The sequence below is a fragment of the Pseudomonas sp. ICMP 561 genome, from assembly GCF_002699985.1.
GTDB classification, from domain to species: domain Bacteria; phylum Pseudomonadota; class Gammaproteobacteria; order Pseudomonadales; family Pseudomonadaceae; genus Aquipseudomonas; species Aquipseudomonas quasicaspiana.
In genome coordinates this window covers 1-21541 of sequence record NZ_LKBT01000016.1, presented here as the reverse complement: position 1 = coordinate 21541, position 21541 = coordinate 1, and the positions used below count along the sequence as shown (strand labels likewise).

Sequence of the window (21541 nt, the reverse complement as noted above, 5' to 3'; positions counted from 1 at the left end):
ATGATTGGTATCAATAAAGTGCCCAAACAGTTCTTAAGCAGTATCCCGTCAGCCGCTTTTGGCGACTGACGGTCAGTCTCACGCTTCAGTCGTCCTGACGTGGCAGCCGCAGGTGAATCAATGCCACTCGTCCGCCTTGCTTGTCCCTGCGCTCATCGATGGCGTAGGGCCGGAATCCCAGTTTCGGATAGAACAACAGACCCGGCACATTATGGTTGTAGCACGATGCTGTCATTTCGCTAGCCTCATGCTTGTCGAATGCCAGTTCCATCATGCAACCGATCAGGTAACGCCCTACCCCTCGAGATCGCGCCTTGGGGGCAATGATCACATTGCCCAGGGAGCAGCGTCCGCGAAAGTCACTGCGAGCGAAATTGGCATATCCCACGACTTCGCCATCCATCTCGATAACCGTCGAGTCGGAATGGTTGTGCAACGCATCCAGCAATTGGGGCGGTGTGAGAGGCCATATTGCGCGAGGGAACATATAAAACAGCTCGTCGACATTCTGCGGCAGCGCACAGATGGCCGGGATGTCTTTTTCTTCCAGTGGGCGGTTCAAGAACATTGGGCAGTGACCTCTTGAAGAATGGAAATAACAAGCGTGTGAACACTATATGCGAACTGTCGCTCTGTGCACGTGTTCGGCTGACAAAATTCCGGCACTGCTCTTGGACTTTCATCAGTCCCCCTGCCCTGCCGTCAAGTAATGTGCAATTTGAAATGCATGTCCCATAGGAGCTGCCGAAGGCTGCGAAGCATTTCCGCTGACGCACAGAATCGCAGCCTTCGGCAGCTCCTACAGACCGTTCGTTTGCCAATGAATAGCGCCGCATTGGAACCAGAAAGAAGGTTTATATATAAAGCATTAGTCAGTCAGCGCCATTGATTGCCGTACTTAAAAACGTTACGCAACGCTTTGATGTGCCACTAAATCCCCACTCATGCAGAACGCCTGTAATAAAGAGCGTGTCCTTGCAGAATGCATGACTCAAAAATCCTTAGATAGCTTAAGCCCTTGAATTAAATCAACTTTAATTAAAGGCACTTCTGGCATAACCACTGCATTGCTTTAAGGGACGCTGTAACAAAATCCTTCATGGAGCAGAAAAATAATGATTTCATCCCCCGACACTTTCAATGCTGCCGCGCAAGAATCAAACAACCACTCAGGTGTTTCCTGGGGGGCAATCTTTGCAGGTGCCGCCGGCGCCGCTGCGCTTTCCTTGATTCTCATATTGCTGGGCTTCGGCTTGGGTTTCTCGGCGGTATCGCCGTGGGCCAACGAAGGGATCAGCGCCAAGGGCCTGGGCATCTCTACGGTCATCTGGCTGGCATTCACCCAAATCATCGCTTCCGGTCTGGGTGGCTATATCGCCGGTCGACTGCGCGTGAAGTGGGCAAACCTGCACGGCGATGAAGTGTATTTCCGCGACACCGCCCACGGTTTCCTTTCGTGGGCCGTGGCAACCCTGGTCGCTGCAACACTGATCGCCAGCTCTGTCAGCAGCATTATTGGCGGGGGCGTACAGGCCGGTGCCAGTGTTGCTTCCGGCGCCGCAGGTGCAGTCACTCAAGTAGCAGGCAGCGCGGCGAGCAATAGCAACGCCAGCAGCCAGGACTACGGCTACTACATCGACAGCCTGTTCCGTGATGATCGCCCTGCTGCTGTCAGTGATGACGCGGCCCATGGCGTAGTGCTGCGCATCTTCAGCCGCACACTGAGCAATGACGGTCAGATCAGCCCTGAAGATCGTACTTATCTGGCACAGATGATTGCTCAGCGCACCAATCTCAGCCAGGCAGATGCCGAACGTCGCGTTGACCAGGTCTATGGTCAGGCTCGCAAAGCCGTAGAAGACGCCAAGGTCGCTGCTAAAGAAGCTGCCGACACCGCTGCGAAAGTTGCCGCGATGACTGCCCTGTGGACCTTCGTCTCGCTGCTGTGCGGTGCCTTCTTCGCCAGCTTCGCTGCCATTTATGGCGGTCGCCGTCGCGACGCAGTGACTTATCTCGACGAACGTCCTTACACCACTACAACAACGGCTCTTTAAGCCAAGGAGAACGACTATGCCTTCCATCCTTCTGTGGTTACTCGGTGTCCCAATCCCGGTCATCATCCTGATTGCGATCCTGATGTAACGGATCGGGTCCAGGCCGCCTCCCCTCACGGGCAGGCGGCTTTTTTATAGGCGTCTTTCTTAGCCGTCACTCAGCGTCTGCGCAGGAATGGCAGCCCGACCAGTGTCAGCGCCACACCCACTATTGCACCCGTACTCAAAGGATTGCCGAATTGGAGCCAGGCCCAGATCATCGTTGCGGGAGGCGTCAGAAACAGCGCTCCGCTGACGCTTTGCATGTTGAATCGCTTCAGGCACAGCCAGTAAAAGCCGTATCCACCGAGGGTTGAGCAGATCACCAGCCATAGCACGGCGGCGCCAAAGCCAAAGGACAACACCGGCGCAATCCCACCTTCCAGCATCGACAACACCGCGAACACCGGCAAGGCCGCGCATATCTGTATAAACAGCGAAGTCATAGCGGGAACCGTGAAGGACGGTGTCTCCTTTTGATGCGTCTTCTTTTGATAGATCGTTGCTGCGGTTAGCGACAGGACGGCCAGAGCCGGTAAGCCGTAGGCCCACAATGGCGCATCGGAAAACTCGACACTCGCGGCGCTGGCAATCAGCATTCCGGCGATACACAACCCCACGCCAAGCCATTGCCAGCCACGAGTACGCTGGCCGGGGATGAGCCCGGCCGACAGCACAATGCTCAGCGGCAGCAAGTTGGCAATCAGGGAACTGGTGCCGGGCGCCACGCCAAGTTCGATGGACAAGGCAATCGCAGCAATGAAACCGGCAATCGCCAAAAGCCCTACCAGCATCTGCTGCCGCACGATGGCCCAGGTCAGCTCACGCAACGAGCCCAATACCCACGGGAACAGCAACAACGCCGCCAGCACGAATCGCCAGAAGGTCACCAACATTACCCCGCTGTGCTCCAAGGCATAGCGATAGCCAATGAAACCCGAACTCCAGCTCAGCACCATGGCAGCCAACAGCACACCACTGACCCACCTGGATCCAGAAACCGATGAAGTCTTTGGCGTACTGGCCTGATCAATAATTTCGACCGTCTGCCCATTCATTGAGCATCCCCTATTGCGCTGAATGAGCGTGATGTTAAGAATGGGCAGGCACTTCAATCAAACGAAATGATCAGCATCACTAATGCAGGATTTATAAACCATGCAAAGCACGCTGGATATCGAGCTTCTGCGTACCTTTCAAGCTGTGGTGCGTTTCGAGCAGTTCCTTGCCGCCGCAACTTTTCTCAATCGCAGTCCTTCAGCAGTGAGCCTGCATATTCGACGTCTGGAGGATATTGCCGGTGGCCGCTTGCTGGAACGGGATAACCAGACCGTCACCCTGACCTCTCTAGGGCGTCGCTTCGCCTTGCAAAGCGCCGAACTGCTGCACGTGCATGATCGGCTGCTGGCCGGTTTCGCGAGCCCGACGATCAACGGGCGGGTGCGGTTAGGCATTTCCGAAGAATATGCAGCGAGCCTGTTACACAGCACGCTAAGCCCATTGACCAGCGGCTACCCGCAAATAGAGCTTGAAGTCGAAACCGCCTCCAGCGGTCGGCTGAATGAGCAATTGCAGCGCGGCCAGCTGGATCTGGCGCTGCTCGTGGTACCAATCGAGACCGCCAGCGCTGACCGGCCATTGCATACGTTCGGGACCACCGAGCCCGTCTGGGTCGCCGCTCCAGGCTACCAACTGGCACATGACAAACCCGTACCCCTGGCACTGCACGGCGAAGGTTGCCCTTACCGCAGCGTCGCTGTTAACACGCTGAATGAGATCCGCAGAGCCTGGCGCACCGTGGTCATGTCGGCGAGTTCCAGCGCGCTGGAAACGGCTATTTGCGCCGGACTGGCTATCGGCATCATTGACCGCAGCCGGGTCAGCGCGCAGATGCGCATTCTCGGTCGGGATGAAGGCTTGCCACCCCTCCCGCTGCATGAACGACAACTGGTCAAGGCTCCAGGAGTGCCCAGCGCCGCCTGCGAAATAATGACCGGCCTGATCAACGATCATTTCCGCCCATGAAATCAGACCGACTGCGCCCGCAATATTCTGTAACCGATCAATCAATCGGTATCATGACAACGCCGTTACAGTCAGCCTTTCGCTTGAAAAGTCGGGGGAAGTAATTCATGGCCATATTTTCTCTGGCTCGTATCCGGGCGCGCTGGCTTACCTGGACCTGCATGCTGGTGTTCATCATTGGTTTGCCCGTGGGCTGCTCCGTCCTGGAACACACCGAGCGGGAATTGGTGTTCCGCATTGAACCCGGCACCGCCAGTTGGTACAGCGGGCTACCGGCCAATGTGCAGGAACTGGAACTCAAAGCTCCGCAATTCGGCCTGTCGCAAAGCATTCACGGCTGGTGGTGGCCTGCCAATCGCAAAGATGCCCCAGCCGTCCTCTACTTGCACGGATCACGCTGGAACCTGACCGGCCAACTGTTTCGTATCGAAGAGCTGCACGCGCTGGGTTTCTCGGTGTTGGCAATCGACTACCGTGGCTTCGGCGAAAGTCGTGGCCCGCTTCCTTCAGAAAGCACCGTCTATGAAGATGCCCGCATCGCCTGGGAGCGCCTCAAGCTTCTGCAACCGGACGCCAGCCGTCGGCTGATTTACGGCCATTCCCTGGGCGGGGCAGTGGCTGTGGATCTGGCTGCCGAACTGGGGCGCGATACTCAGGACGGCACGCAACCGGCACAGGCGCGTGGGCTGATCATCGAATCGACCTTCACCACCCTCGCTGACGTCGCCACCGCAGTGGCCACTAACTACACCTCATTACCCGTACGCTGGTTGCTGTCACAGAAATTCGACTCCGTCGACAAGATCGCCGACATCCAAATGCCAGTGTTGATCGTGCACGGCATGGACGACCGATATGTACCGCCGCGCTTCAGCGAGGAGTTGTTTGCCGCGGCGCAGGAGCCCAAGAAGCTATTGCTGGTGCCAGGCGGGACTCATAACAACAGCATGCGAGTGGGCCGTCAGGCGTACAGCCAGGCCATTCAGGCCTTACTCAAATCCAGTGCGGTGCCTGCGAATGCAACGAGGCCGGAAAGCACTCATTCGAAAGAACAACCGTCTGCTCAAGCCAGAAATCTGCGCAGCAATAACGCATCGTGAACGGCGTGCCCGCTGGCGGTGTTGTCGAAGATGCACCAGGTTTCCAGGCCAGCGTCGGCAGCGGTCTTCAATTTCACCGCCAGTTCCTGCAAGTACGCCAGTTCATAAGCACTGTGATAAAGGCGTGGCGAACCGTGAAGTCGCCAATACTGAACACCCGACCAGCCTCCCGGCGTATCTCCACCGGTAATGGGTGAAGGGTCTGCCGCCACCTGACCGACCTGAAAAACATTGAGCAACGACTCGGCATCGCGCCAACTCGCATGACGCGGCTCTATCACCAGGCTGCCGTCATAACCCTTCCGCAAGGCCTCAAAGAAAGCCGTTGCGATTGTCGGGTCATAAGTCAGTGAGGGCGGTAACTGCACGAGGAGGCAGCCCAGCTTGTCCTTCAGATGCAGGCACTGAGTCAGGAACTGCTCAAGCAGATGCTCACAGCCCTGAAGACGATGTTCGTGAGTAATTGACTTGGGCATTTTCACGGAGAAACGAAAGCCCGCAGGCACGCTCTCAGCCCAACGCTGCCAGGTTTGCGGACGGTGCGGGCGGTAAAAAGAGCTGTTGATCTCGACCGCCGATAACGAGGAGGCGTAGCGCTGCAAGTGTGTACCTTCTTCGGCAAACTCAGGCCAGTGCTCGCGGGGCAAGCTCCAGCCAGCGCAGCCGACCTGAATCAATACAGCACCTCGCCGGCTTCGCGCATGAATATTTCGACGGTCTTTGGCCCTACTCCGTCGAACTCGGCAAGGCACTTTTCGAATCCGCTGCGGCTTCCACTGCGACTATGGATTTCGCCAATCTTTCCGGCATATTCCTCGATAAGCTTTTTGCTCATGGCAGTCAAACGTGTTGCCGTCGTCTCGTCATAACGCACGTAGTGCGCCTCACCAAGCATCGCAACCAGTTGCCGATGGGACTGGCTGGCCATTTTACGCGGCGTGTCGCAACCATGCTGATCGACGATGACCCGATAAGCCTGCGCTGCGATATCCGCCTGAATACGCTTGCCCATGAGAAAACTGGCGATAAACCATTTGAACAGAGCGACTTCGTCACCGCTCTTCAGGTCGATCGCCAGGTCTTGGGCCGTGATGACCTTGCTCGCCACGGTACGTGTCAGCTTGGGCTATCTGAAGCGTCATCACCCGCTACATCGGGATCATCGGGCTCGACTTCATTGATATCGGCCTCACGCACATCATTGTCGGACGTGGACCTGCCATCCGAATTGTCGGACGTGGACCTGCCATCCGATTCGCTCGGGTTGGGATTCGGACCGGGAGTCTGGGCGGCCTGGCTGTCTACAGGGTCTCTACTCATGATGTTCCTCGCGAGATAGTTGAATGAATACCCTGTTTGGAATCAACACCGTCCCACGAGTTCGGTTTATTTGATGATTGGTCCTGGCCTGATCAGCCGCGTTGAACAGCGATGCACTTGATCTCAAGAAGCAGCCCCGGGACAGCCAGTTCTGATACACCAATGGCCGTCCAGGCACACAGTCCGCGGGGGAACAGGCGCTCTTTGACGTCACGAAAAACGGCCATGTGCTCGCTCATGGACACGTGAAAAGTGGTCATTTCTACCACGTCCTCAAAGCTGCAACCGCCCTCGGCAAGCACAGTGCGCAGGTTTTCCCAGCAGGCGATGAACTGTTGTTCAGGATCGGCAATGACCTCAAGGTCGGGCGTGCGTCCGATCTGCCCGGCACAGTAAAGCGTGCTTTGAACCTTGACCGCCGGAACATACCCCGCGCGCTCGACGATATTGCGCATGGACGGTGGAATGATGATTTCGCGATCTGGCATGGAGGTTTCCTTAGCTCTGTCAAAGATTAAATCTCTGAGCAGAGTGTATCCCTGTAGGAGCTGCCGAAGGCTGCGAAAGCATTCTTTCTGATACACCGCCAATCGCAGCCTTCGGCAGCTCCTACAGAATGTTGATATACGACACGAGAACGTGCTGCAAGTGAACTACGTCAACCACCACCATAACAGCAGCGTGCCCACCAACCCCACCACTGACACAATGGTCTGCAGTACCGACCAGACCCAGAGCGTCTGCTTCAACTGAAGACCAAAATACTCGCGGACCATCCAGAAACCCGCATCGTTGACGTGGCAAAAGAACACCGAGCCTGCACCAATCGCCAGCGCCACCAGTGAGCTTTGCGTTGCCGCCAGCCCCGCCATCATCGGCGCAAGAATACCCGCCGTGGTGGTCGTCGCGACGGTCGCTGAACCGGTGGCCTGACGCAGCGCCACTGCGATCAGCCAGGCCAGCAACAGATATGGAATATGCGCACCCTCTGCGACCTTGCTGATGGTCTGACTCACGCCAGCATCCAGCAACGTCTGCTTGAGCCCGCCGCCCGCACCGATGGTCAGCAGCAGGACTGCAATCGGTGCCAGGCTTTTACGCAAAGTGCCGTTCACGTGCTCGCGCGTCAAGCCATTGGCCCAGCCCAGACAAATGACCGCCGCAATAACCGCGATGCTCAACGCAACCAGGGGCTCGCCGAGAAACTTCAGGGTCAGCGCCAGCGAGCTGTGCGGGGCCATGAATATCTTGGCCAGCGTGCTCCCCAGCATCAGGATCACCGGCAAGAGAATAATCAGCAGCGAAATACCAAAACCCGGCTGACGGGTCACGTCAGGTTTGGTCGAGAATAATTCGCCCAACTCGGCCGGTTCCTTGATGTCCATGCGTCTGGATAACCAGTTGCCGTACAAAGGACCGGCAAGAATCACCGCCGGAACCGCAATGCAGATGCCCAGCAGCATGGTCAGCCCAAGGTCGGCATGCAGCGCGCTGACCGCAATCAGCGGTCCCGGATGCGGCGGCATCAATGCATGCAAGGTGGTCATGCCTGCCAGAGCCGGAATCGCGATTTTCAGTAAAGGCTGATCAGAGCGTCGGGCCATGACAAAAATGATCGGCACCATCAGTACCAGACCGACTTCAAAGAACAGCGGCAGACCGATAACCATGGCCACCAGGGCCATCACCCAAGGCAACGACCTGCCCTTGCCAAACCCCAGCAACGTAGTGGCGATACGGTCCGCAGCGCCCGATTCAGCCATCAGTGCGCCGAGCATCGCACCCAGCGCGATAATCAATCCAGCCTCACCCAAAATTCCGCCTGCGCCTTTACTGAAGGCCTTGGCGACTTCTTCGGCAGGCAGACCGGCACCGATCCCCGCGATAAACGTGCCGATCAGAATCGAAAGAAATGGCGGAAGTTTAGTGGCGCTGATCAGCACGATGATGGTGGCAATCGCGATCAGGCAGCAGATAATCAGGCGGGTGTCGTGCACCAGCCAGGCAGCAGAAGAAACATCCAAGGCACTCTTCCTTATCGTCGGTCCCTGCGGTCAAGAGCACTGCAGAAACATTTAGTTGTAATTCTGCAGCACGATACCGGAACGCCAGATGCGCGAATGTGAAGTTTGTGACAGTTTCGCCCCCGTCTCGAGTGATCCACTTCTGGATCAACAGACCCGACTTAGACGTGCAGCAGACCAGGAACCTGCGCTTGGGCATGCTCGATCAGCACCTCGCGCAATGCCTGAGCAGCGGCCGATAACTTGTGATCGGCAAGCATCATCAGCCCAATAGGCCGCTCAATTGCAGGCCCCACCAGCGCAATGCAATGCGCGCCCAGTTCGTGCATCTGCTGAATACACAATGAGGGCACCGCGCTGACGCCCAGACCACTGGCGACCATGCGGCCAATAGTCGACAACTGATGGCTTTCAAACGCAACGGACAACTTGCCGTGCTGCGCTTGCAGATGATGTTCCAGCAGCAAACGCACTGCTGAAGGCCGCTGCAAGGCGATGAAGTCTTCCTGCAAGAGTTCTTGCCAGGTGATTTCCTTGCGTTGTGCCGATGGCGAATCCTGCGGCACCACTGCAACAAAGCGATCGGTATAGAACGGCGTGAACACCAGCGAGTTGCTGGACTCAGGTTCAAAACCGATGCCCAGTTCAACTCGCCGATGACGGACCATTTCCAGCACTTCTTCGTTGATCAGGTCATGAACGGCTACATTGACTCGTGGGTAGCGACTGCGAAACACCTTGAGCGCGCCAGGCAGCAGGTTACCGGCAAACGATGGCATGGCGGCCACCGACACTTTGCCCAGTTGCAGGGTAAAGCGCTGACGCAGCAATTCTTCAGCGTTGTCCCAGTCAGCCAGCAGTTGCCGGGCCAGCGGCAGCAGGGTTTCACCCTCGGGCGTAAGGCTGACCGTACGCGTGGTGCGGCTCAGCAATTGCCCGCCCAGATCGTCCTCAAGACTCTTGATGGTCAGGCTCAGCGCGGGTTGCGACACATGCAGCCGCTCCCCCGCCTGGGCAAAGCTCAAATACTGGGCAACGGCCAGAAAAGCCCTTAACTGTTTGACGTTCATATATTTGCTTTTCTTATTAATCGATCAGAAAAACAAAATTAACAAAACACTCCCCTCAAGAGAAGATGTCGCAACGCTCCCCCGACGGCCAGACCGTCGACCACAACTATAAAAGGCGGATCATCATGGCTGGACTCGACAAACGAGTGGCGACTTATCAGGAAGCCCTCGCCGGGCTGACCGACAACATGACGGTGCTGTGCGGCGGCTTCGGCCTCTGTGGCATCCCGGAAAACCTCATTGCAGAAATCAAGCGCATGGGCGTGAAAGGCCTGACGGTTGTTTCCAACAACTGCGGCGTCGATGGCTTTGGTCTGGGCATCCTCCTCGAAGATCGCCAGATTCGTAAGATGGTCTCCTCCTATGTCGGCGAAAACGCGCTGTTCGAACGTCAGTTGCTCAGCGGCGAACTGGAAGTCGAACTCACTCCCCAAGGTACGCTCGCCGAAAAAATGCGCGCAGGCGGCGCTGGCATTCCAGCCTTCTACACCGCAACGGGCTATGGCACGCCGGTCGCTGAAGGCAAGGAAACCCGCCAGTTCAATGGCCGCAACGTCATCCTCGAAGAAGCCATTACTGGCGACTTCGCCATCGTCAAAGGCTGGAAAGCCGACCACTTCGGTAATGTGATCTATCGTCATACCGCACAGAACTTCAACCCGGTGGTAGCGACCGCGGGCAAGATCACCGTGGTCGAAGTCGAAGAAATTGTTGAACCGGGCGTGCTGTTACCTTCGCAGATTCATACGCCAGGTATTTATGTCGACCGGGTCATTCTCGGTACTTTCGAGAAGCGCATCGAACAGCGCACCGTCAAAAAAGCCTGACGCAATCCGGCTCCGGATGCTGCCTTGCACAGGCAGCGGCACAAAAACAACAAAGAGACTTCAGACCATGGCACTGTCCCGCGAACAAATGGCTCAACGCGTTGCACGCGAACTCAAGGATGGCTACTACGTGAACCTCGGAATCGGCATTCCGACGCTGGTGGCCAACTACGTCCCCACCGACATCGACGTCATGCTCCAGTCGGAAAACGGCCTGCTGGGGATGGGCGAATTCCCCACCGAAGAAACCATCGATGCCGACATGATCAACGCTGGCAAGCAGACCGTAACCGCCCGCGTCGGCGCATCGATTTTTGACTCATCCCAGTCCTTCGCCATGATCCGTGGCGGCCATGTGGACCTCACGGTTCTGGGGGCCTTCGAAGTCGACGTGGAAGGCAATATCGCCTCCTGGATGATCCCCGGCAAACTGGTCAAAGGCATGGGCGGTGCCATGGACCTGGTGGCCGGTGCCGACAATATCATTGTCACCATGACCCATGCGTCCAAGGACGGAGAGTCCAAACTCCTCACCCGCTGCAGCCTGCCCCTGACCGGTGCTGGCTGCATTCGCAAGGTGTTGACTGACCTGGCGTATCTGGAAATCGAAAACGGTGCTTTTATTCTTCGCGAACGCGCACCGGGCGTGAGCGTTGAAGAAATCATCGCCAAGACCGCCGGAAAATTGATCGTGCCGGATGATGTGGTTGAGATGATTTTCTGATTGGGATCAATAGTCCCTTGTAGGAGCTGCCGAAGGCTGCGATAGCGGTGTGTCAGAGATGCCGTTTTCGCAGCCTTCGGCAGCTCCTACAAAAGCCACCCGTTATAGATTCAACCCCCAATAATAAATACAAGAGGACAACCCCGTGGCCGCCGATATCGAAGATAGCCGCTCTGCTCGTTTCGCCCTGCGTTGCGCCAAATGGGCGGAGCGCTGGTTTCCGGATTCCTGGGTGTTCGCCGCGCTCGCGGTGGTCATCGTCACGGTTGCCACTCTGGCCATGGGTGCCAGACCTGCCGACGCTGCCAAAGCTTTTGGCGACGGCTTCTGGAGTCTGATCCCGTTCACCATGCAAATGGCCTTCGTGGTGATTGGCGGTTATGTGGTGGCCAGCTCGCCTCCTGCGGTCAAGCTCATTGATCGGTTGGCGCGTATTCCAGAGAACGGGCGCTCGGCAGTGGCCTGGGTTGCGCTGATCTCCATGGTCGCCTCGCTGCTCAACTGGGGCCTGTCGCTGGTGTTCGGCGGCTTGCTGGTTCGCGCCCTCGCCCGCCGTACCGACTTGCGCATGGACTATCGCGCAGCGGGTGCAGCGGCCTATCTGGGGCTCGGCGCCGTGTGGGCGTTGGGTCTGTCATCCTCGGCGGCACAGTTGCAAGCCAACCCCGGCAGCCTTCCACCTTCGATTCTGGCAATCACCGGCGTGATCCCGTTCACCGAAACCATTTTCCTCTGGCAGTCCGGCGTGCTGCTGGCTGCGCTGGTCGTGGTATCGCTGGTCGTGGCTTACGCAACAGCGCCGGGCCCGAACAGCGCTAAAGATGCCCAGGCGTGCGGCGTCGACCCAGCATTCAGCATGCCCGCGTTACCTGCGCGTACCCGTCCGGGTGAATGGCTGGAATACAGCCCGCTGCTGATCATTCTGATGGTGCTGCTGGCGTCCGGCTGGATCTTCAACGAGTTTTCCACCAAGCCGGCAATCACGGCGATTTCCGGTCTGAATACGTATAACTTCCTGTTCATCATGGTCGGTGCGCTGCTGCACTGGCGTCCACGCAGCTTTCTTGATGCAGTGACGCGAGCGGTGCCGACCACCACGGGCGTGCTGATCCAGTTCCCGCTGTACGGTTCGATCGCAGCATTGATGACGACCGTAAAAGGTACGGACGCACAGACCCTGGCGCATCACATCTCGACGTTCTTCACCAGCATCGCCTCCCATGACACCTACGCGCTGCTGATGGGCGTGTACTCGGCAGTCCTGGGTTTCTTCATCCCGTCGGGCGGCGGCAAGTGGATCATCGAAGCGCCGTATGTGATGCAGGTCGCCAATGACCTTGAGTATCACCTGGGCTGGGCCGTGCAGATCTACAACGCCGCCGAAGCGCTGCCGAACCTGATCAACCCGTTCTACATGCTGCCGCTGTTAGGCGTGCTGGGTTTGAAGGCTCGGGATTTGATCGGCTTCTCGTTCGTGCAGTTGCTGGTGCACACGCCGCTGGTGTTGTTCCTGCTGTGGATTCTGGGCGCGACGCTGGCGTACATACCGCCGATGCATCCGTAGACCTATTTACAGGCGTTTGAATTGGGGGAGCATTTTCTGCAGAAGATCGCCTTGCGTCCCTGACACTGCGCTGTCGCGAAGCAAGCCCGGGTCTATGTGGGAGCCGGGCTTGCCCGCGATGCAGGCGATGGGGTGTATCAGGGAGACCGCCATCGCAGCCTTCGGCAGCTCCTACAGGTGTTGTGTTTGCGTAAGACATTTGAGTTCAGACATTCAGGCTGAACAACCGTCGCCGTAATCCAGGGCGGCGACTTTTGCCAACAGCTCGCGCAACTCACAGGCCTGCTGCTGCCCCAGTGACTTTTCGAAGCACTGCTGAGCCTGTTCCCATAACGCCTGAGACTCCAGCAGTTTGTCCACGCCGGCCTGAGTCAGGCGCACGCGTCGGCTGCGCTTGTCTTCCGGATCGATACCTACGGAGATAAGGCCCTCACGCTCCAGTGGCTTGAGGTTTTGCGCCAGCGCCGAACGATCGATCACCAGAATTGCCGCCAGCTCGGTCACTGCCGGTGCCTGATTGCGCGCAACCTGGATCAGAATCGAACGCTGCGTAGAACGCAGGCCACAAGGCGCCAGAACCGCGTCGTACAGTTGGGAAATACGCCGGGTCGCCTTGCGCAGGCTGGTTGCATGACACAGCACGCGCGGTGCAATCCGCAGGCTGTCGGGGATCTGCAACGCAACGACCGGGGTCTGACTCTGGCTCATATAGTTTCCCGCAGAAATACGTCAATCAAAGAGCTGTCAGTGGGCAATGCTGGCATATCTCCGTGCACAGCGACAGCGACGACCGACGCGTGCGAGGCATCAGGCACGCTCATGAATCCCGTCCAGCCGTCCACGGCCAATGACTGCGCCGTCGATGGCTTTGAGCAACTGATTACGATTGGGTGGACCGTCGAAATCCAACTGTCGATCCAGTGCCAGCAACTGAAAGCTGTATCGATGCGGGCCATGCCCGACCAGAGGCTGCGGCCCGATGTAGGTCGCACCGCCAAACGTGTTACGCCCCAAGGTCAGCAGGCCGCGGGAAGCGCTGCTCAAAGCTCCGACAGGCAGACCGTTGAGTTGCGGCGAAATGCCGACGGCAATCGCATGCACGAACGCAAAGGGTATCGGCGCATCGGCATCTTCAATGATCAGCACCAGTTCTTTTGTGCCGGTCGGCAGTCCTTCCCACACCAGCGGTGGCGACAGATTACCGCCCTTGGCCGAACCAACATGGGACAGCGGAATCTGCGCCATTGAAGCAAACGCAGGGCTGCGCACGTCGATGACCACCGGCGAAAACGACACAGCTTTGTGGTTCCAGATCAGTTTGTTTTCAGTGGCTCCGCGGCCGCGCAAAACGCGTCCTAACAGACGGCTCAGCATCCTGACGATCCTCCTCTGCACATGGGACAGGACGATAGCCTGCTGAGGGGATTTAAAAAAGTGATTAGCGCAGGTCAACGAGAAAGAAGAGGCGGCCCAGGACATGCCTCCGTCGCAATCTACACCGCGGCAACGGCGTTAGTCGGTAAGGCTGCCGTTCGCCAGACAAAGATTCATTGATTGTTCTGGCCTCTTCCCGGCTAGAGCCGCTCCCCACGCAGACGGTGTAAAACTACTGCGCTAGTCCTTTCAGGCGACAGGGTCTCCGATATTGGTTTCGAGGATATCCAGCGTCAACGGAACGATGACTTTTTGATCACTGATAAGTGGCTCTTTGAGCTTGCAGCAAGAAACATAGGCCCACCAATCCTGACCGAACGTCACCGAGTTATTGATCCCTACAGTGTTCCCATTGGGCGCAATGATCGACATATTGTCCATCACACCCGTTTTTAAAACACTTGAAGTCAGCGCGCGCCCATCGCACAGGATCTTCCATTCGACAGATGAACTACCGGAAGGAGCGACATAATAATCAATGGACTGCTGACTCATGGTCAGCGAGCTGTATTGCGATCGTTTCTCGGTGACAAGATCATTAAACAAACCTTTAAAATCAATAAACATGTCATGTTGAGCTTTAATCTGATAGCTGGTGTGTCCGTCGTCAAACTGGCGACAAATGAACCAGAATTGCTGACGAGGGGTTGCGGCTGTGCCCCCTCGAGGCATCGTGGTCGCACTCAGGTATCTTTGTTCTTCAGTGCCCTGAAAGTAAACCTGTCGCGCCATTGCTTGCAAATCGTAGTCAGGTATGGCCGCGGCGTCAGACGAGCCTAAACTGGACGTGATTTTTGAGAAATCAAAATAAGCGGTTCTGTTTTTATGGTAAAGCCGCACGGTGGCCCTGAACGACAACTCGTTAATTATAGTAGCCATCACGATTCTCCTTGTTAATCGTGCACTAACAAGTTTTGAGTCTAATACCGTCTACTCAACCGGAAAACTGTCAGAAATGACAGTTTTGGAAACATCGTAGCGTTAATCAATTGCCGTTTAATTCGCTTTGCTATAAAGCTTTCTTTGACGTGTGTATCAGCGCCTCCAGGCCACATCATGCTTCATGGTGCGGCCTGCGTTTATTGGTTGAAGACGCCCATCAATGCTTTCCGGTCAACCACGCACCGGCGTCAACACCGGTTTACCCGCAAAAAACGCCTGCAGGTTATCCGCCACCATCTGCACCGTTGCTTCAGAAGCCTCCGGCGACAAGCCGCCCACATGCGGCGTCAGCACCACGTTGTCGAGGCGCTTCAACGCATCCGGAACCCGAGGCTCATCGTCAAAGACATCCAGCGCCGCACCGGCAATTCGCCGCTGCTGCAGGGCATCAACCAAAGCAGCAGTATCAATCACGCTGGCACGGGCAATGTTGACCACAAAACCGTGGGGGCCTAGCGCATCAAGTGCCTGTGCATCGATCAAATGATGAGTTCCGCCACCACCCGGCGTAGCGATAATCAAAAAGTCGGAAACATTGGCCAGTTCAAGCGGCGTTGCGCAATAGTCAAAATCCACATCGGTGCGCTGCTTGCGATTGTGATAACTCACGACCATGCCAAAACCCGCTGCACGCCGGGCGATGGCCAGGCCGACCGCGCCAAGGCCGAGAATGCCCAGGCGCTTGCCCTCGAACGAGGGGCGCGTGACCTTGCGCCACTCACCGCGGCGCACCGATGCGTCCGCCTGCGGGATATCCCGCACGATGGACAACAGCAACGACATCGCATGATCGGCCACCGTCGGTGCATTTACACCAGCGCCGTTAGTGACCGTAATACCCCGCGCTTGCGACGCAGGAAGGTCAACGTGTTCATAACCCGCACCCAGCACGCAGATGATTTGCAAATGCGGCAGCGCTGCAATTTCATCCGCGTAAAGCCCCAGCGGCCCTCGGGTCAGCACTACGGTGATTTCCTCACTGCGCGTGGCAATGGCTTCGGCACGCGTTGCCGGAGTTGGCGCCAGAATCAGCCGATAACCATTGTTTTCAAGGATGGGCAGGTACTCGTTGACGCTCTCGACCAGCACCAGAACTGTGGTTGTCATGCAAGGCTCCGAAACAAACCAAGGAAAAAAAATGGACAGTAACCCGAGTCAGAGCGTCACTCCAACACGGTCACCGGCATACCGACTTCAAGGATACCCGGCCCGTCATTGACCATATTCTGCCCGAACCAGACATCCCCCTCGCGCTCACGATAGGTTTTCAGGGTGGTCAATGGTTCGCGATCGGCGTTGCGCTCGCCGGTGGCAGGATCGATGGTGGTGAGGATGCAGCGCGTGCACCCTTTGAGCAGGCGAAATTCGATATCGCCGATACGAATGCGCTTCCATCCATCTTCCGCAAACGCCTCAGCGCCCTCCACCACCAGATTTGGCCGAAAGCGCAGCATTTCCTGCGGACGACCAATCTTCGCTGACAGATCATCAAGAGATGCCTGACCGATCAGCAACAGCGGGAAACCGTCGGCAAACCCGACGCGCTTTTCGTCGACACCAAGACCGCCGGGCAACATCCGGGCGCGGTCAGCCGGTACATACACCATGCGGGTCGGTTTGCCGATGAAATCGCTGACCCAGCGAGCGGCTTCGTCACCGGCATCCGGCACGCGCAACGTGTCGCGCCACACAGTAACGCCGCGCAGAGACTGTTCGATATTTTGCGGGACAGGAATATCCAGCGCCGTAAAGCCCGGTGCCTGGAGGATTACACCACCGTCTTCGTTCAACAGCGCAGAAAGCTGAGACATGTGCGGCAAGGCGCGCTGGGTCAGAAAGCGCCCGCTGGCTTCGTCCACCAACATCCAGCGTCGATCCCCGGTCATCCCCAACTCGTCAAAGGACGCCTGCTGAAGGACTTCAGCCTTGCAGGATTTAAGGGGGAAACGGTAGAGCGCGCTGAGATGCAACATGGCCTGGTCCTTGTTCGGCTGAAATCGCCGGAATCATGAAGGCCACAAGCTTATACGAACTTGTCTGTTGCGAGACATGACAATGCGAGCCAGCGCGCAGATCCATGCTGCGCCTGGCTTCTCGCTCGCTGGGGCCGGTCAAGCCCTGGGCTGCGATCAGTTCCTGGTTGCGATCAACCCTGAACCATGATCAAACGTTCACGAACCACGTCCACCAGTTTGTCGGGCTGGAACTTGGAGAGGAAGTTGTCGCAACCCACTTTCTTCACCATGGATTCGTTGAAGCTGCCGGACAGCGAGGTATGCAACACCACATACAATTCGCGCAGCCGTGGATCGTTACGAATTTCAGTGGTCAGGCGGTAACCATCCATTTCCGGCATTTCCGCGTCGGTAAACACCATCAACAGCTTCTCGGTCATGACCTCACCGCTGTCGGCCCAGGCCTTGAGCATGTTCAATGCTTTAAGACCGTCGCTGGCCACATGCAGCTTCAGCCCCAATTGGGACAGGGTGTCACGCAATTGGCTGAGTGCAACCTTAGAGTCATCCACCAACAGGATTTCGCGACCTACCGCAGCGGCAAGCACAGGGTCCTCGAGTTTCTCACTCGACACTTTGGCGTTGTACGGCACGATTTCGGCGAGGACTTTTTCCACGTCGATGACTTCAACCAGTTGATCGTCGACTTTACTGATCGCGGTCAGGTAATGCTGACGGCCAGCGCTGGCAGGCGGCGGCATGATGGCATCCCAGTTCATGTTGACAATGCGGTCAACGCCACCCACCAGAAAAGCCTGAACCGAGCGGTTGTATTCAGTCACGATAATGGTGCTGTTCGGCCCCGGTACCAGCGGCTTCATCCCGATGGCCTGGGACAAGTCAATCACCGGCAAGGTCTGGCCGCGCAGGTTGACCACACCGCACACAAACGAGTGACGTTGCGGCATCAGCGTCAGTTTAGGCAGTTGCAGAACTTCCTGAACCTTGAAAACGTTGATCGCAAACAGCTGCCGACCCGCCAGGCGAAACATGAGAATTTCAAGGCGGTTCTCGCCCACCAGTTGTGTGCGTTGATCTACTGAGTCGAGAATACCAGCCATTTCTTGCTCCTGAAGCGTGGGTCACAGTGAGTCTGCGAAGTTGTTATCGGCTGAAAACAGCGGGACTTAAAGGCGATGAAAGGTTAAATACACAATTGATATCAATTTAACATCATGCTTTACTCATCGGCGAATGACAGATGCTCATTCCGACCAGTAACAGCCCTTCATCGCCTCTTCTGCAGGCGACGATCGCTCTACGCCCTAAGGGAAAACCCTAGAAGCCCTCAGGGGCGACCTGATTTGCGCCTCTCGGCTTAGCCATTAATGTGACACCATTCTCATATTTGGAATGGAGTTGAGGTCTTGGTTGCGTCGCGGCCCACCCCAAAAAACCTGCCGTCCCGATTCGCCGCAAGTGGTGAATGTATCGCCGCGCCCGCTCTATCCGCCGGTCTCACCACCCTCCATCCAACCGGAATATTCGTCACACAGCCTTCCATTTCGAAACATTCGGAAGCGGCCTACAGACTTTCACTTCACATCCACATTAACGTTCCGCAGTGCGCGCCGGGTACTACACTGGAGCGATCCATGATCTATGGAGATACCCATGCTGAACGGTAAAGAGTGGCAACAGGCCCACCCCGATTTCTTTGATGAATCCCAATTGCTGCTGGGCACCTGCCAGGAATGCCTCGCGCACCTGGAAATGATCAGCAATGATCAGGACGCCGTGGAGTGCCTGCTTGGCACCCTGTTCAAGCTGTCGGAAACCGCTGATAACGCGCTGATCCCGAGCACTGCCGATTTCGCTCGTCAGTTACGCTGCATGCTGAGTATCGATTATCCGAATCTGCGCCTGACTGACGAAGCCCTTCAGACGCTTGAAAACTGCCTGACCCTTCTGGCCTGGCAACTCGAGTTGATTGATCCCCATACCGGGCAATTGCTGCTGGATGACACCGAGCAAAAAGAATTGTTGGGGCAGCTTGCTTATACCTGTGGACAGGAAGTCTCCAAACCGGTTCAGGAACAACTGCGGTCATGACCTTTGACTGGCCCCAATGCGCCGGTGTATCACGAGTTAAAGCACGCCCACCCCACAAAAAGCCTCCCCACTGCGTTATGAACACGGTATTCCCGAGCTGTTCGTGGACATGGACACGATAAGCCTGTCAGCCTTGCCAACTATCCGGTGTAACGTCAGGCAGCTCGTTCAAACTTTGAACATTGAGGTAAGATCACGACCCCAAGCATTATTGCCACAATGATGACGACACAGGATGTGCGATCAAATCTGCAAGACGAGACAAAAATAAGTGATCAAGGCAGTCAACGATAAACGACATGCCCGACATTGACCTGGCATCCTCAATGGCAGGTTGTTCCGCAGTGACCACCCGATGGCTCCATCGCTATGCACGCCCCTACCAGTATTTCCAGATATCGGCTGCCAGGTAACAGAAGCATTCTCTGGCTGAATGCCGTTCTGTGCATCGGTGCAGCAATCGGTAATAGCGCGCTGTATCTGACCTCGGACGATTTCCCTGTCGCCCTGTTGCTGCTTAATCTCGCGACCTTTGCCAGCGTCTGGCAGGCGCAGTTGCGCTATGGCCGGTCAATTCGATTCCAGCCGCAGGAACTGGCCGACCACATGCTGCAGGTTCAGGAAACAGAACGGCATCGCCTGAGCCGCGAGCTGCATGACGACATTGGACAGATGCTCACTGCCGCAAAGATGCAATCGGAATGGCTACGCCGCCGTCTGCCTGCCGAACTGCTCGAACACAGCGCGCAACTCAACAACACCCTGGACGAAACCCTGGCGAAGGTTCGCGACGTATCAGCCATCCTGCACCCTCGCCAGCTGACCAGTCTGGGACTGGAAGCCAGTCTTCGCGGGCATCTGCTGCGCACCCTGGCGGACAGTCAGGTGCGCTGGAGCCTGGAGTGCAAACAGCAACTGTCCGGCATCCCGGAAGAGATGACGGTTACTGCGTTTCGCATCACCCAGGAAGCGGTCACCAATATGTTGCGCCACGCCCACGCAAGCAATCTGCTGGTTCGCCTGCGCCGCCTGCCACAGGGTCTGGAGCTGCACATCAGCGACGACGGAGTCGGCTTTTCACCCGCCACGGACCCGGCGCGTGAGGGGCAGCGAGGCATGTCCGGCATGGCCGAACGGGTGGCTCTTCTCAACGGTACATGGACGATACGCAGCGAACCCGGCGAGGGTACGCGTATCGATGTGCTGTTGCCTTGGGTTCCGCGCGCTCATGAACGAGCAAACATAGACAAGAAGGCCAGATGACCTGCACATTGCTGTTGATTGATGATCACTCACTGATCAGGGCTGGCGTTCGCGCTCTGGTCGCCGACATTCCAGGCTACTCAGTGATTGGCGAAGCCTGCGACGGCGCGCAATTGAGTGCGCTGGCTACCGAGTTGAACCCCGACATCATCCTGCTGGATATCTCCATGAAGGATGTCGACGGCCTCGATGCTCTGAAAGAGCTAAGGGGTATCTTGCCGGACAGTAAGGTGCTGATCCTGTCCATGCACAGCGACCCGACGCGGATCATGCGAGCGCTGGAAGCGGGTGCCCATGGCTATTTGCTCAAGGACGCGGCAGCGACTGAGCTGGAGCAGGCGTTACTGGCGTTGAGCAGTGGTGAACGTTATCTGAGTCCGGCGATTGCCCATACGGTGATCAATCAGGCGTTGATCGGGGTTCAGGCGAGAAAGAACGAACCGCCGCAAAACCATAATCTGACGGCCCGGCAGCTGGAGATTCTGCGTCTGATCGTGCGAGGCAAGTCGACGCGGGAAATTGCCGGTGGGTTGGGTTTGAGTATCAAGACGGTGGAGACCCATCGGGCCCAGGTCATGAAGCGCTTGCAGATTCATGACGTGGCCGGGCTGGTTCTGTTTTGTGTGCGGGAAGGGATTATCAGTCTGGATGATTGATCGGCGTTGTCTGCACGCAATCATCTATGTGTACATATCCGTTGTTGGGGTAACNCGGCTGATATTGGTTGCGCTTTTACAGCGCGTCACTTTTGATAGAGCGCAAAAGTAACCAAAACGCTCTTGCCCCACCACTTGGCACCTCGCTGTCGCTCGGCATACCCGTAATCCGACATTGCTGCGTGGGGCCGCCGCCACCGGCCATCCATGGCCTGAGGCGGCTAAACCGGCATCCCTGCCGGTTTGCCCCACGCAGCAATATCGAATTCCGGCCGGCGTGGTTTAACGGGGCGCCTGAGATCAAAATCAAAAGCAGATCAAAAGCAAAGCAAATACAGCGGTAACACCCCGGACCGGTACAGACTGTGTGAAAACCTAGCCAACTCCTTTCAGATTTAAGAAAATGCCCCGCATCGAAAGATGCGGGGCATT

23 protein-coding genes are annotated in these 21541 nt (G+C 56.9%); 9 read left to right on the top strand and 14 right to left on the bottom strand.

Translation table 11 applies throughout. From position 1 onward, the window contains the following. Nucleotides 1-85 precede the first annotated feature (85 nt). The gene (locus AO242_RS14255; RefSeq protein ID WP_099269222.1) at nt 86-568 is read right to left on the bottom strand and encodes a GNAT family N-acetyltransferase; all 483 of its coding nucleotides are present in this window, start codon (nt 566-568) and stop codon (nt 86-88) included. 547 nt (nt 569-1115) lie between these two features. Here AO242_RS14255 and AO242_RS14250 point away from each other — a divergent pair. Further along, a complete protein-coding gene (locus AO242_RS14250) occupies nt 1116-2054 on the top strand; it encodes a hypothetical protein (protein WP_099269221.1) in 939 nt (312 codons plus the stop codon). Between the two features lie 158 nt (nt 2055-2212). On the opposite strand, the gene AO242_RS14245 is transcribed toward AO242_RS14250, so the two are convergent. Then, nucleotides 2213-3151, bottom strand: coding sequence for a DMT family transporter (locus AO242_RS14245; RefSeq protein ID WP_099269220.1), 939 nt, complete (start codon nt 3149-3151; stop codon nt 2213-2215). A 100-nt stretch (nt 3152-3251) separates the two neighbouring features. Between AO242_RS14245 and AO242_RS14240 the strand changes: the two genes are divergently transcribed. Next, a complete protein-coding gene (locus AO242_RS14240) occupies nt 3252-4118 on the top strand; it encodes a LysR substrate-binding domain-containing protein (RefSeq protein WP_099269219.1) in 867 nt (288 codons plus the stop codon). Nucleotides 4119-4225: 107 nt separating this feature from the next. Next, the gene (locus AO242_RS14235) at nt 4226-5218 is read left to right on the top strand and encodes an alpha/beta hydrolase (RefSeq protein ID WP_176560625.1); all 993 of its coding nucleotides are present in this window, start codon (nt 4226-4228) and stop codon (nt 5216-5218) included. On the opposite strand, the gene AO242_RS14230 is transcribed toward AO242_RS14235, so the two are convergent. From AO242_RS14230 to AO242_RS14210, 6 genes are all read right to left on the bottom strand, one after another. Next, nucleotides 5182-5892 carry a DUF72 domain-containing protein gene (locus AO242_RS14230; RefSeq protein WP_099269264.1) on the bottom strand — a complete coding sequence of 237 codons (711 nt, stop codon included), beginning with the start codon at nt 5890-5892 and terminating at the stop codon, nt 5182-5184. The genes AO242_RS14235 and AO242_RS14230 overlap by 37 nt on opposite strands. After that, nucleotides 5892-6326, bottom strand: coding sequence for a DNA methylase (locus AO242_RS14225; protein WP_257153437.1), 435 nt, complete (start codon nt 6324-6326; stop codon nt 5892-5894). Before AO242_RS14225 ends, AO242_RS14230 begins: the two co-directional genes overlap by 1 nt. An 8-nt stretch (nt 6327-6334) precedes the next feature. Beyond that, a complete protein-coding gene (locus AO242_RS29305; RefSeq protein ID WP_141562217.1) occupies nt 6335-6538 on the bottom strand; it encodes a hypothetical protein in 204 nt (67 codons plus the stop codon). 92 nt (nt 6539-6630) lie between these two features. Next, complete coding sequence (locus AO242_RS14220) at nt 6631-7026, bottom strand: RidA family protein (RefSeq protein ID WP_099269217.1); 396 nt, start codon at nt 7024-7026, stop codon at nt 6631-6633. Between the two features lie 165 nt (nt 7027-7191). After that, a complete protein-coding gene (locus tag AO242_RS14215; RefSeq protein WP_099269216.1) occupies nt 7192-8562 on the bottom strand; it encodes a GntT/GntP/DsdX family permease in 1371 nt (456 codons plus the stop codon). Nucleotides 8563-8723: 161 nt separating this feature from the next. After that, nucleotides 8724-9632: a LysR family transcriptional regulator gene (locus AO242_RS14210; RefSeq protein WP_099269215.1), complete on the bottom strand. Its 909-nt coding sequence runs from the start codon at nt 9630-9632 to the stop codon at nt 8724-8726. A gap of 125 nt (nt 9633-9757) precedes the next feature. Here AO242_RS14210 and AO242_RS14205 point away from each other — a divergent pair, with 125 nt between their 5' ends. From AO242_RS14205 to AO242_RS14195, 3 genes are all read left to right on the top strand, one after another. Next, complete coding sequence (locus AO242_RS14205) at nt 9758-10459, top strand: CoA transferase subunit A (RefSeq protein ID WP_099269263.1); 702 nt, start codon at nt 9758-9760, stop codon at nt 10457-10459. A gap of 67 nt (nt 10460-10526) precedes the next feature. After that, nucleotides 10527-11183 (top strand): CoA transferase subunit B, encoded by a 657-nt coding sequence (locus AO242_RS14200; RefSeq protein ID WP_099269214.1) that lies wholly within the window; start codon nt 10527-10529, stop codon nt 11181-11183. Nucleotides 11184-11328: 145 nt separating this feature from the next. Next, on the top strand, nt 11329-12747 hold the full coding sequence (locus AO242_RS14195) for a short-chain fatty acid transporter (protein WP_099269213.1): 1419 nt from the start codon (nt 11329-11331) through the stop codon (nt 12745-12747). A 213-nt stretch (nt 12748-12960) separates the two neighbouring features. On the opposite strand, the gene AO242_RS14190 is transcribed toward AO242_RS14195, so the two are convergent. The 6 genes from AO242_RS14190 to AO242_RS14165 all read right to left on the bottom strand — a co-directional run bounded on the left by AO242_RS14190 (nt 12961) and on the right by AO242_RS14165 (nt 18199). Beyond that, a complete protein-coding gene (locus AO242_RS14190) occupies nt 12961-13455 on the bottom strand; it encodes a MarR family winged helix-turn-helix transcriptional regulator (RefSeq protein ID WP_099269212.1) in 495 nt (164 codons plus the stop codon). 99 nt (nt 13456-13554) lie between these two features. After that, on the bottom strand, nt 13555-14121 hold the full coding sequence (locus tag AO242_RS14185) for a YbhB/YbcL family Raf kinase inhibitor-like protein (RefSeq protein ID WP_099269211.1): 567 nt from the start codon (nt 14119-14121) through the stop codon (nt 13555-13557). A gap of 249 nt (nt 14122-14370) precedes the next feature. Further along, on the bottom strand, nt 14371-15060 hold the full coding sequence (locus AO242_RS14180) for a hypothetical protein (RefSeq protein ID WP_099269210.1): 690 nt from the start codon (nt 15058-15060) through the stop codon (nt 14371-14373). A gap of 234 nt (nt 15061-15294) precedes the next feature. Further along, nucleotides 15295-16230 carry a 2-hydroxyacid dehydrogenase gene (locus AO242_RS14175; RefSeq protein WP_099269209.1) on the bottom strand — a complete coding sequence of 312 codons (936 nt, stop codon included), beginning with the start codon at nt 16228-16230 and terminating at the stop codon, nt 15295-15297. 56 nt (nt 16231-16286) lie between these two features. Further along, entirely contained in the window at nt 16287-17096 is an 810-nt protein-coding gene (locus tag AO242_RS14170; RefSeq protein ID WP_027898953.1) for an MOSC domain-containing protein, read from the bottom strand. 173 nt (nt 17097-17269) lie between these two features. Further along, nucleotides 17270-18199: a chemotaxis protein CheV gene (locus tag AO242_RS14165; RefSeq protein WP_027898954.1), complete on the bottom strand. Its 930-nt coding sequence runs from the start codon at nt 18197-18199 to the stop codon at nt 17270-17272. 553 nt (nt 18200-18752) lie between these two features. Between AO242_RS14165 and AO242_RS14160 the strand changes: the two genes are divergently transcribed. The 3 genes from AO242_RS14160 (at nt 18753) to AO242_RS14150 (ending at nt 21109) form a co-directional block, all read left to right on the top strand. Beyond that, a complete protein-coding gene (locus AO242_RS14160) occupies nt 18753-19190 on the top strand; it encodes a hypothetical protein (RefSeq protein ID WP_099269208.1) in 438 nt (145 codons plus the stop codon). A 369-nt stretch (nt 19191-19559) separates the two neighbouring features. Continuing rightward, a complete protein-coding gene (locus tag AO242_RS14155; protein ID WP_099269207.1) occupies nt 19560-20453 on the top strand; it encodes a sensor histidine kinase in 894 nt (297 codons plus the stop codon). After that, entirely contained in the window at nt 20450-21109 is a 660-nt protein-coding gene (locus tag AO242_RS14150) for a response regulator (RefSeq protein ID WP_099269206.1), read from the top strand. The genes AO242_RS14155 and AO242_RS14150 overlap by 4 nt, the downstream gene beginning before the upstream one ends. Nucleotides 21110-21541: the final 432 nt, after the last annotated feature.

Bases quoted from the DNA above. Each gene is read 5' to 3' on its own strand.
- AO242_RS14245 (WP_099269220.1), bottom strand. From the start codon at position 3,151: ATGAATGGGCAGACGGTCGAAATTATTGATCAGGCCAGTACGCCAAAG.
- AO242_RS14165 (WP_027898954.1), bottom strand. From the start codon at position 18,199: ATGGCTGGTATTCTCGACTCAGTAGATCAACGCACACAACTGGTGGGC.
- AO242_RS14150 (WP_099269206.1), top strand. From the start codon at position 20,450: ATGACCTGCACATTGCTGTTGATTGATGATCACTCACTGATCAGGGCT.
- AO242_RS14220 (WP_099269217.1), bottom strand. From the start codon at position 7,026: ATGCCAGATCGCGAAATCATCATTCCACCGTCCATGCGCAATATCGTC.
- AO242_RS14160 (WP_099269208.1), top strand. From the start codon at position 18,753: ATGCTGAACGGTAAAGAGTGGCAACAGGCCCACCCCGATTTCTTTGAT.
- AO242_RS14185 (WP_099269211.1), bottom strand. From the start codon at position 14,121: ATGCTGAGCCGTCTGTTAGGACGCGTTTTGCGCGGCCGCGGAGCCACT.
- AO242_RS14200 (WP_099269214.1), top strand. From the start codon at position 10,527: ATGGCACTGTCCCGCGAACAAATGGCTCAACGCGTTGCACGCGAACTC.
- AO242_RS14170 (WP_027898953.1), bottom strand. From the start codon at position 17,096: ATGTTGCATCTCAGCGCGCTCTACCGTTTCCCCCTTAAATCCTGCAAG.
- AO242_RS14240 (WP_099269219.1), top strand. From the start codon at position 3,252: ATGCAAAGCACGCTGGATATCGAGCTTCTGCGTACCTTTCAAGCTGTG.
- AO242_RS14210 (WP_099269215.1), bottom strand. From the start codon at position 9,632: ATGAACGTCAAACAGTTAAGGGCTTTTCTGGCCGTTGCCCAGTATTTG.
- AO242_RS14255 (WP_099269222.1), bottom strand. From the start codon at position 568: ATGTTCTTGAACCGCCCACTGGAAGAAAAAGACATCCCGGCCATCTGT.
- AO242_RS14235 (WP_176560625.1), top strand. From the start codon at position 4,226: ATGGCCATATTTTCTCTGGCTCGTATCCGGGCGCGCTGGCTTACCTGG.
- AO242_RS14175 (WP_099269209.1), bottom strand. From the start codon at position 16,230: ATGACAACCACAGTTCTGGTGCTGGTCGAGAGCGTCAACGAGTACCTG.
- AO242_RS14180 (WP_099269210.1), bottom strand. From the start codon at position 15,060: ATGGCTACTATAATTAACGAGTTGTCGTTCAGGGCCACCGTGCGGCTT.
- AO242_RS14155 (WP_099269207.1), top strand. From the start codon at position 19,560: ATGCACGCCCCTACCAGTATTTCCAGATATCGGCTGCCAGGTAACAGA.
- AO242_RS14250 (WP_099269221.1), top strand. From the start codon at position 1,116: ATGATTTCATCCCCCGACACTTTCAATGCTGCCGCGCAAGAATCAAAC.
- AO242_RS14205 (WP_099269263.1), top strand. From the start codon at position 9,758: ATGGCTGGACTCGACAAACGAGTGGCGACTTATCAGGAAGCCCTCGCC.
- AO242_RS14190 (WP_099269212.1), bottom strand. From the start codon at position 13,455: ATGAGCCAGAGTCAGACCCCGGTCGTTGCGTTGCAGATCCCCGACAGC.
- AO242_RS29305 (WP_141562217.1), bottom strand. From the start codon at position 6,538: ATGAGTAGAGACCCTGTAGACAGCCAGGCCGCCCAGACTCCCGGTCCG.